Annotated in this window: 11 protein-coding genes; 8 read left to right on the top strand and 3 right to left on the bottom strand. The window is 56.8% G+C overall.

Annotated elements, in window-relative coordinates:
- The first annotated feature begins 111 nt into the window (after nucleotides 1-111).
- From QKW35_RS07745 to QKW35_RS07725, 5 genes are all read left to right on the top strand, one after another.
- Nucleotides 112-1,308, top strand: coding sequence for an ABC transporter permease (locus QKW35_RS07745; protein WP_282352057.1), 1,197 nt, complete (start codon nucleotides 112-114; stop codon nucleotides 1,306-1,308).
- Nucleotides 1,309-1,310: 2 nt separating this feature from the next.
- Complete coding sequence (locus QKW35_RS07740; RefSeq protein WP_282352055.1) at nucleotides 1,311-2,552, top strand: ABC transporter permease; 1,242 nt, start codon at nucleotides 1,311-1,313, stop codon at nucleotides 2,550-2,552.
- A gap of 1 nt (nucleotide 2,553) precedes the next feature.
- On the top strand, nucleotides 2,554-4,266 hold the full coding sequence (locus tag QKW35_RS07735) for a dipeptide ABC transporter ATP-binding protein (protein ID WP_282352054.1): 1,713 nt from the start codon (nucleotides 2,554-2,556) through the stop codon (nucleotides 4,264-4,266).
- On the top strand, nucleotides 4,266-5,186 hold the full coding sequence (locus QKW35_RS07730) for a LysR family transcriptional regulator (RefSeq protein ID WP_282352053.1): 921 nt from the start codon (nucleotides 4,266-4,268) through the stop codon (nucleotides 5,184-5,186). The genes QKW35_RS07735 and QKW35_RS07730 overlap by 1 nt, the downstream gene beginning before the upstream one ends.
- Before the next feature lie 152 nt (nucleotides 5,187-5,338).
- The gene (locus QKW35_RS07725) at nucleotides 5,339-6,058 is read left to right on the top strand and encodes an ureidoglycolate lyase (RefSeq protein WP_282352052.1); all 720 of its coding nucleotides are present in this window, start codon (nucleotides 5,339-5,341) and stop codon (nucleotides 6,056-6,058) included.
- A gap of 594 nt (nucleotides 6,059-6,652) precedes the next feature.
- Here the strand turns inward: QKW35_RS07725 and fghA are convergent.
- Both fghA and QKW35_RS07715 read right to left on the bottom strand, forming a co-directional pair.
- Nucleotides 6,653-7,501 carry an S-formylglutathione hydrolase gene (gene fghA / locus QKW35_RS07720; RefSeq protein ID WP_282352051.1) on the bottom strand — a complete coding sequence of 283 codons (849 nt, stop codon included), beginning with the start codon at nucleotides 7,499-7,501 and terminating at the stop codon, nucleotides 6,653-6,655.
- Between the two features lie 48 nt (nucleotides 7,502-7,549).
- The gene (locus tag QKW35_RS07715) at nucleotides 7,550-8,680 is read right to left on the bottom strand and encodes an S-(hydroxymethyl)glutathione dehydrogenase/class III alcohol dehydrogenase (RefSeq protein ID WP_345774485.1); all 1,131 of its coding nucleotides are present in this window, start codon (nucleotides 8,678-8,680) and stop codon (nucleotides 7,550-7,552) included.
- Nucleotides 8,681-8,795: 115 nt separating this feature from the next.
- Here QKW35_RS07715 and QKW35_RS07710 point away from each other — a divergent pair, with 115 nt between their 5' ends.
- Both QKW35_RS07710 and QKW35_RS07705 read left to right on the top strand, forming a co-directional pair.
- Complete coding sequence (locus QKW35_RS07710; RefSeq protein ID WP_282352050.1) at nucleotides 8,796-9,665, top strand: LysR substrate-binding domain-containing protein; 870 nt, start codon at nucleotides 8,796-8,798, stop codon at nucleotides 9,663-9,665.
- Nucleotides 9,666-9,780: 115 nt separating this feature from the next.
- A complete protein-coding gene (locus QKW35_RS07705; RefSeq protein ID WP_282352049.1) occupies nucleotides 9,781-10,257 on the top strand; it encodes a DUF6882 domain-containing protein in 477 nt (158 codons plus the stop codon).
- A gap of 60 nt (nucleotides 10,258-10,317) precedes the next feature.
- Here the strand turns inward: QKW35_RS07705 and QKW35_RS07700 are convergent, their stop codons facing one another.
- Nucleotides 10,318-10,869: a winged helix DNA-binding protein gene (locus tag QKW35_RS07700; protein WP_282352048.1), complete on the bottom strand. Its 552-nt coding sequence runs from the start codon at nucleotides 10,867-10,869 to the stop codon at nucleotides 10,318-10,320.
- Nucleotides 10,870-11,365: 496 nt separating this feature from the next.
- Here QKW35_RS07700 and QKW35_RS07695 point away from each other — a divergent pair, with 496 nt between their 5' ends.
- Nucleotides 11,366-13,885, top strand: coding sequence for an EAL domain-containing protein (locus QKW35_RS07695; protein WP_282352047.1), 2,520 nt, complete (start codon nucleotides 11,366-11,368; stop codon nucleotides 13,883-13,885).
- Nucleotides 13,886-13,912 lie beyond the last annotated feature (27 nt).

Here is a 13,912-nt window from a genome sequence, read left to right as displayed (position 1 = left end):
GCCTCTCCCTTTTATTCGTTTCAAAAACACCTGATTCAACCCAACGTGTAACAGCTTACTAAGCCAATATCTGCCCAGAGATATTCGCTTAGTAAGTTAAGGACTTTTATTGTGATCGCTGAATCTATCTCTAACTTTTTTGCCGATAGCTGGCTGCTGTGGGTTCTCCTCAGTATCGGCAGCTTACTCTGGTGGAGCGGCCGCGACAGCCAGTATTTCAACTACGTTTTTAACCGCTATCTGCTCGCGTTGATGACCCTGCTGATCGTCAGCGGCATTGTGTTCTCCCTGATGGAAGTCTTGCCGGGCGACTGTGCCGAGAAATACATCGCATACAAAAACACCCAGGGTGAAACCATCACGCAAGCGGATATCGACGCCGAACGTGCCCGCATGGGTCTGGATCAGCCCCTGGCCGTGCGCTGGGCGCGCTGGGTAACCGATCTCACCCTGCGCGGCGACCTGGGCTTCAGCTGTGCGAAACGTCAGTCCGTAAACCTGGCGCTGGGTGACCGCTTCTGGATGAGCTTCATGTTCTGCATGGCCGGTCTGGTGTTCTCCTACCTGATCGCCGTACCGTTTGGCATCCTGTCTGCGTTCACCATCAACAAGACCTGGACCGACAAGAACCCACAGCACAGCAAAACCGAGCGCATCATCAACAGCATCGGCCTGAGCTGCCAGAAGGTGCTCGACCTGGTGCTGCGTATCGTCAGCTACCTGGGCCTGGCCCTGCCAAACTTCCTGCTGGCGCTGACCATCATCCTGCTCTACGTCTTTGCCGGTGAGTCCATGCCAACCGGTTTGTACTCCGATGAGTGGCGCAACGTACCGTGGTTCGGTGCGGACGGCTTCTCCTGGGGCAAACTGGACGACTTTCTGGGCCACATCTGGCTGCCGATCTTTGTCATAGGCTGGTCGGCCACCGCGCTGCAGCTGCAGACCGTACGTGCCCTGGTGGTGGACGAGTCCAACAAACTCTATGTCGACGCCGCTCGCGCCCGTGGCGTGGACGGCGTGGCACTGTGGGCCGGTTACCCGGTACGTCACTCCATCAGCCCACTGTTCAACTCCGTAGGTTTCGACTTTCAACGTGTCTTCAACGACCTGCCGATCGTAGCGATTGTCATCGGTCTGACCGACGCCGCTGCCCTGCTGATTGAAGCCCTGGCGATGACCAACGACCAGGAGCTGGCAGCTGGCATCCTGTTCCTGGTTGCACTGGTGGTTATCAGCATGAACTTCTTCACTGATGTGGTCCTGGCCGCGATCGATCCACGCGTCCGTAAGAGTGTATTGGGGAACTGATGATGAATGCACTGTTAGCTCGCTTCGGGCGTAAATCGAAGCCACAAAACGACGACTCCTACTACACCGCGGGTCAGTTCGCACTGATCAAGGCGCGCTTCAAGCGCAAGACCTCTGGCGTGGTGGCGGCCTGGATTCTGGGCACGCTGGTGCTGATGGGTTTCTTTGCACCGTTCTTCTCACCGGTAGACCCAACCATCCGCGGGGCCGATGCAGATTATCGCCGCGGAGCCCCGCAGGCGTTGTACTTCTGGGATGACAACGGTTTCTCCCTGCGCCCGTTTACCTATACCTACACCAAGGAAAAGCCGAAACTGGATCTGAGTGCCCTGGCGGGCGGTAACCTGAACGCGCTGGATGCACTGACCTCCGGTGGCGCACTGAAAGCCTCCAGCCAGAACAAGTTCAAGGTCGATAAAGAGCAGCGCCGTTACATCCAGTTCTTCGTCAAAGGCTGGGAGTACAGCCTGATCGACCTGAGTGTAGGAGGCCTCGATCTGGATATCCGCTGGGACCGCCACCTGTTCGGCGTAGAGCAGGGACAGATTCACCTGATGGGGACGGACGAAGACGGCAAGGATGTGTTCTCCCGTACCCTGCACGCCATCTGGGTGACCATCAGCATCGCCATCGTCGCGCTAATCGTAAAACTGCTCACCTCGCTGCTGGTGGGCGGTGTGAGTGGTTATTTCGGCGGCCGCGTGGATGCGATCCTGATGAGTGTCACCGAAGCGGTACGTGTCATCCCGGCCATCCCCATCTATCTGGCCTGTGCCGTCGCACTGTCGCAGATGGACCTGTCACCGATCCAGCGTTACTTCGCCATCGCAGTAGTGATCGGTGCACTGGACTTCGCCGCGTTGGGCCGTCGTCTACGCACCCACATCCTGACCGAACGTAATCAGGATTATGTGCTCGCCGCACAGCTGTGTGGCTCCGGCACCGGTCGTATCATCTGGCGCCACCTGATCCCAAGTTTTACCAGCTACATCATCGTCGACACCCTGATCAACTTCCCCTACGTGATCTTGGCGGAAACCAGCCTCAGCTTTTTAGGGCTCGGCCTGACCGAACCGGTCAACAGCCTGGGGGTACTGCTGCAGAAAGCACAGGACCCGGATATTCAGCAGAACATGATCTGGCAGTTCTTCCCGGTGGCGGTGTTTGTATTCCTGATTATGGCCTGTGTATTTGTTGGCGATGCCCTGCGTGACGCAGCGGATCCTTACTCGGAGAAGAAATAAGATGATGATCAATCAAAGCATGAACGACAAACTGCTTGAGATCCGCGATCTGACCATCGACTTTAATACCGATGAAGGGCTGGTCCGGGCAGTGAACAACGTCAACCTGACCGTACGTCCTGGCGAAGTGATGGGTCTGGTAGGGGAGAGTGGATCAGGTAAGTCCGTTACTGCCAAGACCATCATGCGTCTGACGCCGGGCAATGCAGTGATTCAGCACCCAAGCCAGATCAGTCTGCAGCATGAAAACCGGGACCTGAATGTCCTCAAGCTGCGTGGCCGCGACCTGCGTTTGGTGCGTGGAGACGCAGTCTCCATGATCTTTCAGGAGCCGATGGCCAGCTTCGCCCCGGCCCTGCGTATCAGCGACCAGATGATCCAGACCATGCAGATCCACCTGGGGTACAGCAAGGAACAGGCACGCCGTCGCGGTATCGAGCTGTTTGAGCGGGTTGGCATCGTGGATCCGGAGAAACGTTTCGACCAGTACGTATTCGAGTTGTCCGGCGGTATGCGCCAGCGCGCCATGATCGCAATGGCCCTGTCCACTGAACCCAAACTGCTGATCGCCGATGAACCGACCACCGCCCTGGACGTAACCATCCAGGCCCAGGTACTGGACCTGATGCTGGAACTGCGCGAACAGATGGGTATGGCGATGATCTTTATCACCCACGACCTGGGTGTGGTCTCCAAGATCGCCGACAACGTCACCGTGATGAAAAAAGGCGAAGTGGTCGAAGCGGGCACCGCCGAGCGCGTGTTGTTCCGTCCGGAACACACCTACACCCAACGCCTGCTGGACGCCCTGCCACACCTGGAAGACCTGCCGGAAGCGCCAAAACATACCCCGGAACCGCTGCTGTCGGTTAAAGACCTCTCCATCACCTATCCACTGGCGGGCAACGGCCGCAAGACCGAGTATTTCACCGCTGTGAAGAACATCAGTCTGGATTTGCCGGAAGGCCAGATCATCGGCCTGGTAGGGGAGAGTGGTTCCGGCAAAACCACCCTGGGTAAAGCGATGCTGGGTGCCGCGCCGATCAGCTCCGGCCAGGTGGAGTACTTCCACACCCAAAAAGAGGTGAAGTTCGGTGCGGGTATGAAGATCAAGCGCAAGCGTCTGGCTCAGACCGCACAGCTGGTCTTCCAGGATCCGTACAGCTCCCTCAACCCTCGCATGACCGTGCGTGACATCATCGCCGAACCGCTGGAAGCGATGAAAATCACCAAAACCCGTGAAGAGACAGACGCACGTGTGATCGAAGTGGCCAAACGCTGCCACATCGAAGTGGAACACCTGCGCCGCTTCCCACATGCTTTCTCGGGCGGTCAGCGCCAGCGTATCAGCATCGCCCGCGCCCTGGTATGCAACCCGAAATTTATTGTTGCCGACGAATCGGTGGCGGCACTGGACGTATCGATCCAGGCAGAGATCCTGAAACTGCTGAAAGAGTTGAAAGAGGAACTGGGGCTCACCATCCTGTTCATCTCCCACGACCTGAGTGTGATCGCCAACCTGTGCGACCGCGTCTGTGTGATGAAGCACGGCGAGTTTGTGGAGGAGGGTACCGTACGCGAGATCTTCCTTGAGCCAAAGCAGGCCTATACCCAGAAACTGATCGCCTCCATTCCGTTGTTGGAAGCACCAGACAAAACCCGCCTGCGCACCGGCGCCCAAGTCGCGGCAAAACCCGTAATGGAGACACTCTGATGGACCTGACCCTGACCGAAATCCGCGCCTTCAACGCAACACTGCAAACCGGCAACTACACTCGCGCAGCGGATGCGCTTGGGGTCAGCCAACCGGCGATTACGGCCCAGATTCGCAAACTCGAAGCCCGTTTTGACCATCCGTTGCTGGAACGCGTCAACAAAGGCGTACGTGCCACCGAACTGGGCATGAAGCTGCACCGCATCACCCGTCAATACGACGACTTGGACAACTCCATCGACGCCCTGATGCATCCGGGGCTGGAGTCCGGCATGCACACCGTGCGTGTAGCCACTGCGTCACCGCTGATCTTTATGCCGCTGATCGCCGAGTTTAACCGCCGCTTCCCCGGCGCAACGCTGAAGATCAGCACCGCCACCACCGATGAGTGCAAAGCGAAGGTACTCAACCGCGAAGTGGATATCGGTCTGTTCCCGATGCACGACAACGAAACCAATATCTCCCGTCTGGCGTTCCATGTACACAACCTGACAGCGGTGGTGCATCCCGATCACCCACTGGCCGATGAAAGCTCCCTCAGCATCCACCAGCTGAAGGACGAGCCACTCATCTTCTACCGCGAGCAGGCGTTCACCCAACAACTGGCCAACCGCACCTTTGCCCGCCACAACCTACACCCAACCTCACATGTGATCATGGAGACCCGCCAGGATATCTGCGAAGCGGTGGTGCACGGCCTGGGTATCGGTTTTGCGCTGGCCAGTGACATTCGCCAGGACAACCGCTTCCGCGCCATTCCGGTAGAGGAAGCCACCGAGCAGGTCACTGAACATGTGGTGTGGCTGAAAACCCGCAGCAACCTGCCCGGCATCAAGGACTTTGTCGAGCTAGCATTGGAGCGCCAATGTAAAAGCATCGGCATGACTCCGTCGGTCGCTACTCCGGTTACAACCGATTGAGAAAACAAAGTTCCCAGAGAAACCGAGAAGCAAAAGACGCGTTCTTACAGCCAGCGGCGCCTCATTAGCAAAGCTGGCATTTTTTGTAACAAATAACTGGTATATACCAGAAATGGAATTTGATTTTAGCCATCATCAACGAGGTATCTCACATGAGCCTTGCACCTGAATCCGCTAACCCAACGATGCCGGAACCCGGCTCCACCATCCCGATGGAAGGCCCGGTATCCCTGCACGCAGACAACATCAAAGTACACGAAGTACCACTCGTGATCGCTACACCGGAAACCTTCGAAGAGGCCGGTTACGGCAAGATCGAAAGCTCTTTTGAAGATGCGGTGGTGGATATCGTCACTTGGCCAAAGCAGGGCTGGCGCGATGTAGTACCGGGCACCGGCAACGAAGGCGGTATCACCCAGGGCGAGTTTGTCTTCACCTGGGAAGGCGACATGGCCGTAGCCCGCAACCACGCAGTCGACGGCCACTATGTCACCGGTTGGTTCACCGACCCGATGACCGCCTCCTTCGACAGCAAAAACGTTGACCACTCCCGTATCTTCGTACGTGAAGCCAACTATCACCCGGACGGCTCACAGATCTTCTGCCCGAAAGACGGTAAACCGTTTGTGGCGCTGCTGGCGCGACCGGGTGACGACGTACAGCCGGAAGATTTTGTGGCGTTTTACTGCGACGGCACCTTCGGTATCAAGATCCACCCGAATATCTGGCACCAACCGTTGTTCCCGATTGCGGAACGGGCGGTGTTTGAGGACAAGCAGGGCAAGGTACATGCGTGTATTGCAGTAGATTTTGTTGAGGAGTTTTCCACGTATTTGAGTGTGCCGCTGCCTGCGGAGAAGCCTGTGATTTGAGGCTTTGCTTTGTCTCTTTTCGCCCAGATTGGGCGAGATAAGGGGAGTCTCTGAACTCCCCTTATCAATCCCCGTCAGCCCTACAGTTTGGTTGGCTACGCCAACTTCCCTGCGCGTTTCGCTTTCCCGGGAGGCTGCGGAACTCGTCGCTGCGCGCCTCAAACAGTCCTCGCCTTGAATCCCGGAAAACCTGCAATGCTCGGCTGCACTGAAGGGAGGATTATCCGTGCCAATCTGAAGCTTAATCCTGCGAACTATCTATCGGATGGCACGGGCCGTATTCCCCTCTACGCCGCCGAGCATTTCATAAATGAAACGATTAAAAGCAAATTCTGTTTGAGGCCGAAGGCCGAGTTTATTTGCTTCGTTTTATTTGTGGAACGCACAGGGAACCGGGCTTTGCCCGGCAAGTAGCGGGGTTGGCTGGGATTGGTAAGGGAGGGCCAATACCCTCCCTTGCCTCGCCCAGCAGGGCGACAGTAGGGGTATGTGTATCACTATATAAACCGGCTAACCGCATAATCTAGATACAAAAAAGGCGGAATCACCTCTCAGCAATTCCGCCTTTTCAAACACCTCAATGCCAATTAAACCTCACACCCCCAAGTGCTTCCCATGGAAACGCAGGTGGTCTTCGATAAAGCTGGCGATAAAGTAATAGCTGTGGTCGTAGCCCTCATGACGGTTCAGCTCCAGCGGGTAACCGCTGGCCTGTGCCGCCGCTTCCAGGGTTTCCGGACGCAGCTGACTCTCCAGGAAATCGTCCGCCTCTCCCTGGTCCACCAATGCGGGCAGGAACTGTTCGCTGCTGGCCTGCTGCATCAGCACACTGGAGTCGTACTGCTGCCACGCCGCCGGATCGTCCCCCAGGTAGGCACGGAAGGCATCCTGTCCCCACTGACAGCTGATCGGATTACAGATCGGGCTGAATGCCGATACTGAGCGGTAACGCTCAGGATTTTTCATCGCAATGGTCAGGGCACCGTGACCACCCATGGAGTGACCGGAGATCGCACGCTGATCCGTTACCGGGAACAGCTCTTCAACCAGTGCAGGCAACTCGTTCACCACATAGTCGTACATGCGGTAGTGCTGCGCCCACGGCGCCTGAGTAGCGTTCAGGTAGAAACCGGCGCCTTTACCCAGGTCGTAACGCTCCGCCTCATCGGCCACATCATCACCCCGTGGACTGGTGTCTGGCGCAACGATGGCGATACCCAGCTCAGCCGCGACCCGCTGGGCGCCGGCTTTCTGCATGAAGTTTTCGTCAGTACAGGTCAGGCCCGACAGCCAGTACAGGACCGGTACCTTCTCGCCGTGCGCAGTCTGAGGCGGCAGGAAGATGGCAAAGCGCATCTCGCAGCCCAGGCTGCTGGACTGGTGCTTGTACTGCTTATGCCACCCCCCAAAGCTGCGGTTCTGGCTCAGGTTTTCCACTGTCATGTTCTACTCCTTGGCCGCCTCGTCTTAAACGAAGCGGCGACAAACGGGTTACTTGTCGAAGTGGACAACGCTGCGGATACTCTTACCTTCGTGCATCAGGTCGAAGGCTTCGTTGATCTGATCCAGACCCATGGTATGGGTGATGAAGTCATCCAGCTTGAACTCTCCGTTCATGTACTGATCCACGATGCCCGGCAGTTCGGAACGGCCTTTAACGCCACCGAAGGCGGTGCCGCGCCATACACGACCGGTTACCAGCTGGAACGGACGGGTGGAGATCTCCTGACCGGCACCGGCTACACCGATGATTACGGACTCACCCCAGCCTTTGTGACAGCACTCCAGCGCTGCACGCATCACGTTCACATTACCGATACACTCGAAGCTGTAGTCCACACCACCGTCGGTCAGTTCGACGATCACTTCCTGGATTGGCTTGTCGTAATCGTTCGGGTTGATGCAGTCGGTCGCACCCAGCTGTTTCGCCAGATCAAACTTGCTCTCGTTGATGTCGATGGCGATGATGCGGCTAGCTTTCGCCATCGCAGCACCGATCACGGCAGCCAGACCGATACCGCCCAGACCGAAGATCGCTACAGTTGAGCCTTCCTCAACTTTAGCGGTGTTCTTAACGGCGCCCATACCGGTAGTCACACCACAACCCAGCAGGCAGACCTCTTCCAGAGGCGCTTCTTTGTTAACTTTCGCCAGGGAGATTTCCGGCAGCACGGTGTACTCGGAGAACGTAGAGCACCCCATGTAGTGGTAGATCGGCTTGCCGTCTTTATAGAAGCGGGTAGTGCCGTCTGGCATCAGACCTTTACCCTGGGTCTCACGGATCTTCTGACACAGGTTGGTTTTGCCGGATTTACAGAACTTACATTCACCACATTCCGGGGTGTACAGCGGGATGACGTGGTCGCCGACCTGAACGCTGGTCACGCCTTCGCCAACGGCTTCAACAATACCACCACCTTCGTGGCCCAGGATCGCCGGGAAGATACCTTCCGGGTCTTCACCGGACAGGGTGAACGCGTCCGTGTGACAGACACCGGTCGCCACGATTCGTACCAGAACTTCGCCTTTCTGCGGCGGCATAACATCCACTTCTTCGATGCTCAATGGCTGGTTCGGACCCCAGGCAACGGCGGCGCGGGATTTAATCATCTTGTCACTCATGACGGCAGCTCCTGTTATTGTTGAATGCCGGTTATACAGAACAGTAACAGTGTAGTTCTTTCTAAATAAGCGATAATCTAAGCTTTAAGCAAATAACTTTTACGAGATGGTAATAATGTACAGCTGGGAAGGGGTGACGGAGTTTGTCGCCGTTGCCGAAACTGGCAGCTTCACAACCGCTGCCAAGCGCCTGGGGATCTCCGTCGCCCAAGTCAGTCGTCAGATCAGCGCGCTGGAAAGCCGCCTGGCTACCAAACTGTTCTACCGTACCACCCGCAAGGTAACGGCCACCGAAGCAGGACAGGTGTACTACCAGCACTGCCGTCAGGTGCTGGACGGGCTGGAGGAGGCAGAGCGCACCCTGACCAATATGCAGCGTACGCCGCGCGGCAAGTTGAAGATCACTGCCCCCACCACCTATGGCGAGAACAGGATTGCGCCGCTACTCAACGACTTTATCCGTCTTTATCCCGATCTGGAGCTGGACTGCCACTTCACCAACCAGCGCGTGGACCTGATCGACAACGGTTATGACCTGGCGATCCGTCTCGGCAAGCTGGAGGACTCCAGCCTGATGGCCAAGCGGCTGGCTGCGCGCCGCCAATACGTCTGCGCCTCACCCGCTTATCTTGCCGCCAACGGCGAACCGCACCTGTTATCCGAGCTGGAGCAGCACAACTGCCTGCGCGGTACGCTGGAGTACTGGCGCTTTCAGGAGGGCGGGCAGGAGCGTAACGTGAAGGTCAGCGGCAATATCCACTTCAACAGCGGCCAGTCCCTTACCGATGCCGCCCTGAAGGGGCTGGGTATCGCCCAGTTGCCCGACTACTACGTAAAGGAGCATATCGACGCCGGCACGCTGGTCGAGGTACTCACCAACCACCAGCCCGCCGACGAGGGGATCTGGGCGCTGTACCCACACAACCGCCACCTCTCACCCAAGGTGCGGATGCTGGTCGATTTCCTGGCTGAACAGCTCGATTGATACACGCGGCAATCAAACTCCACACGCCAAAATATTTACAAATTGTTGCGATCTGCGCGGAACGACTATGCTTAAAGGCGTATAACCCTTAATCACAAGCGTCTGGAGTAGTGCTATGACAGATGTAATTGCGAAAGAGGAGTGGTGCACAACGGTGTCGGACGCCTGCCATTTTCTGACCGAGCGGCAAGACGAGTTGATGCGTGATTATAAGTTGAAAGAGCACCAGCGCTTCGAGTGGGATCAAGCGACCGGTGTGCTTACGTTCTCGAATAACGGGGTGCCCGCGGTCAGGGCAAAGATACAGTTTGTCGGCTCCGTTTCTACACTCTCCAACACCTGGCTCTGGTCCTGGGCCAACCCGTCGGTTGGTGCCTCGGTTAAGGACAAGATGACCTGGGTGAAAGTCTACGGAGAGGAGCGCAACTTCGCCGCCCTGACAGAAGATCAGTGGGTGGGCGACGAAATAGACGGCTGGGAAATGACCTGTGTCGCAGCCCTGGTCCTTAATGCCAAGGGCGCCTACCGCACCGAATCGGAAGCGGGCTATACCTATCTACTTATTACCGACATCCAGTGGGTGTTGAATTAAAAACCAGCCGTATAACACATACAGACAGGGGGAGAGGGACACTCCCCACCCATCCCTGCGTTACTCTTCGTCAAAGGTACTCGAGTAGGTCGCTGATATCCGGCCAGCTTCGTCGTAGATACCGGTCAGCATGCTGATCAGGCGAGCGGTCTGCTGCAGCTTTTCATCCACACTGTCGATACTGCTGGTCTGATCGGTCAGCAGTTTGCCACGCAACTCGGCATATACATCCAATTTGCGGCGCCCAATATCGGTCATGGAGTAGGTGTAGTTTTTCCCCTGCAGCTCTTTCTGTTTCACGATCAGCTCAAGACCTGCCAGTTTACGCAGGCTGTACTGGATGTTGGGGATGTCATCGCGGTTGAGCAGCCGGGCGATGATCGTCACCGGCTTGGGGCGATCCTGCATACGGATCACATTGAGGATAATCAGCTCCTGATAGGAGAGGTTGCCCAGACCCACGGTGCTGCCCAATTGCAGACAGAAGCGTTCGAAGGCCTGGTTGAAACGCAGCACCACCCATTCAAATTCGGTGGTGATGGCGTCGTGCTCGGTCTGGGCCAGGTGCCAGGACCGATAAAGGCTCATATCGTCGATAAGTTTTGTGGTCACGTCGTCTACCTGTTGTTCTTATTATCGGGAAAGCCGCTTAAGCATTGTTGCTGTAGGTATTCTGGGATGCAGGCAACCGGCAATTGCTAAAGTTTAGTCGAATATTCCGCACGTCCATTTCATAAAGAGCGTCCCCGACAGGTGACACCCACACCGGCGTCGCTGCAAGTTACTTATGGTACCTGCAGTCCACCGCAAACGGATTGTCCCCTCAACCAGCCGACGACCACAACGGTCAACGCCGCACTTGCGCGCGGTCACCGCGTCCAAATCCAATAAAAAATTCAAACAGATCAAAACCAGATACAAGCAGCCTCTTAGCCAGTTAATCAGCGTCTTTAACAATTGACCTATGCCAACTTTCAAACAAAAAAACACAATTTTCTCTAGAATGAATTGCGCTGCACCGTATAATCGGGAGATTTGAAAAATCTCATCGAGGCTGCAGACTCAAACACGCCGACCGCACGAGGATGCCGGTATCATTGGAGAAAGCATGGATAGCCAGATAGGCCAGGATCTTTCCGGTACAATTAAACGTGATGTGCGCTCAATCGTGCAACGCAACGTTGTCACCTGCCCGCCGGATTATACCCTGCAACAGGCCACCGGACTGATGTTCGAGCGTCACTGCAGCTCGATTGTGATCGTTGAAGATGACTGTCCGATCGGTATCTGGACCGAAGCCGACGCTCTGAAGATCGATTACACCTGCGTTGAGCACTCTGAGATTGAAGTGCGTCACCTGATGAGCGCGCCGGTCAGCACCATCAGCATCAACGCCTCACTGGACGAAGCCACCTGCCATTTCCGCCGCAACGGCCTGCGCCACTTGGTCGTAGTTAACAGCGACAAAAAGCTGGCTGGCATCATCACCCAGAGCGATGTAGTGATCAATCAGGACGTGGCTTACTTCCTGCGCATGAGTGAAGTCAGCGCCATCGTGCCTCCCCTGCCGCCAACCACGATTGAGTTTTCCGCATCACTGCCTGATGCCATCGCCGAGATGCGCTACCGCCGCAGCGACTGCATTCTGGTCACGCGGGATGGCCAGCCGGAGGGGATGCTGACCGAACGTGACGTGGTTCGCCTGATTGCCCTGGACCAGATTGACCGTCCCCTTGCAGACGTGATGAGCAAACCGCTGATCAGCGTGTCCGAAACCATGAGCCTGCTCTCGGCCCGCGCGTTGATGGAACGGCGCCACATCCGCCACCTCTGCGTCACCCGGGAAGATCAGTCGATCTGTGGCGTGATCTCCTTTGCCGACGTGCTGGCCAATATCGAACAGGCCTACGTCAACCGCCTGCGTGAGGCGCTCGACAACCGCATCGCCGACCTGGAGCAGAGCGAAAGTAGCCTCAACATGGCCAAGGCGCTGATCGACGCCTCCATGGACGGCATCATGGTGACCGACGAAAGCGGTACCATCCTGTCGGTCAACCCGGCGTTCACCATCCTGACCGGTTACTCCGAAAGCGAAGCGCTGGGGCAAAAACCCAGCCTGCTCAGCTCCGGCAAGCAGGGACCCGATTTCTACCAGAACCTGTGGTGCTCGTTGAAGAAAAAAGGGACCTGGCAGGGTGAGATCTGGAACCGCCGCAAAAACGGCGAAGTCTACCCGGAATGGCTGACCATCACCGTGGTACACGATGCTCGCAACAAACGCCGTCTGTATGCGGCGATCTTCAGCGACATCACCGAGCGCAAAAAGTCCGAAGCGATCATCGAAAACCTGGCGTATTACGATCCGCTCACCAAACTGCCCAACCGACAGTTGCTGTTTGATCGCCTGGAAGTCGCCATGGCCACCGCCAAGCGCATGAAGCATGGCCTGGGGCTGATGTTTGTCGACCTGGACCTGTTCAAGCGGATCAACGACACCCTGGGCCACTCCGTAGGCGACCAGGTGCTGTGCGAGATTGCCGACCGCCTGCGCCACTGTGTCCGCGAAGGGGACACTGTCGCCCGCATCGGCGGCGACGAGATGATCATCCTGATGACCGAGATGGAGCACACCGATACCATCCTTCGCGTGGTGCAGCGCATCTTCAGCGCCCTGAAGCAGAGCATCGATGTGGCCGGGCACGAGTTGCATATCACCGCCAGTATCGGCTGCAGTACTTATCCCGAAGATGGCACCGACCGCGATACCCTGCTCAAGCATGCTGACACGGCGATGTACCGCGCTAAAAGCAACGGTCGTAACAGTTTCCAGTTGTACTCCGCCGATATGAACCGTAGCTCCATGCAGCGCCTGAGCCTGGAGAGCCGCCTGCACACCGCTCTGAATAACAACGAGCTGTTCCTGCACTACCAGCCCAAGCTGGAGCTGGGTACAAACCGGATTGTGGGAGTGGAGGCTCTGCTGCGCTGGAATGACCGTGAGCAGGGTGTCATCCCACCCGACCAGTTTATTCCGGCTGCGGAAGAGCTGGGCCTGATCGGTAAGATCGGCGCCTGGGCACTGCAGGAAGCCTGCCGTCAGTGTAAGGCTTGGCACGATGCCGGCTTCGACGACCTGCACGTATCAGTGAACGTTTCACCTCAGCAGTTTACCCGCCGCAACCTGACACTGGATGTAGAACAAGCATTGCAGTCGTCCGGTCTACCTGCTCACAAACTGGATCTGGAGATCACCGAAAGCTGCGCGATTCAGAACCTGGACGAGGTGGTGCACCCGCTTAATGTACTACGTGAGCGCGGCATCACCGTATCGATGGATGACTTTGGGACCGGTTATTCCAGTCTCAGCATGCTCAGCCAGCTGCCGCTGGATCAGCTGAAAGTCGACCGTAGCTTTATCTCCGGCATCCCGGAGCGCAATAAAGATCAGGAACTGGTCTCCACCATGGTACTGATGGCCCATAACCTGGGATTGAACGTGATCGCCGAAGGGATCGAAACCGGCACCCAACACGACTACCTGAAACAGATCGGCTGTGACCAGGGCCAGGGATTTCTGTTCAACCGCCCCTTGCCACCCGAAGATATCGACGAGCTGCTGCGTCACTGATCTGGCCCAGCAGCAATCGTTCAGGCG

The sequence above is a fragment of the Pontibacterium granulatum genome (assembly GCF_029961155.1).
Taxonomy (GTDB): Bacteria; Pseudomonadota; Gammaproteobacteria; order Pseudomonadales; family Balneatricaceae; genus Pontibacterium; species Pontibacterium granulatum.
The sequence above is the reverse complement of the archived record's forward strand: the minus strand, read 5'-3'. Positions and strand labels throughout refer to the sequence as shown.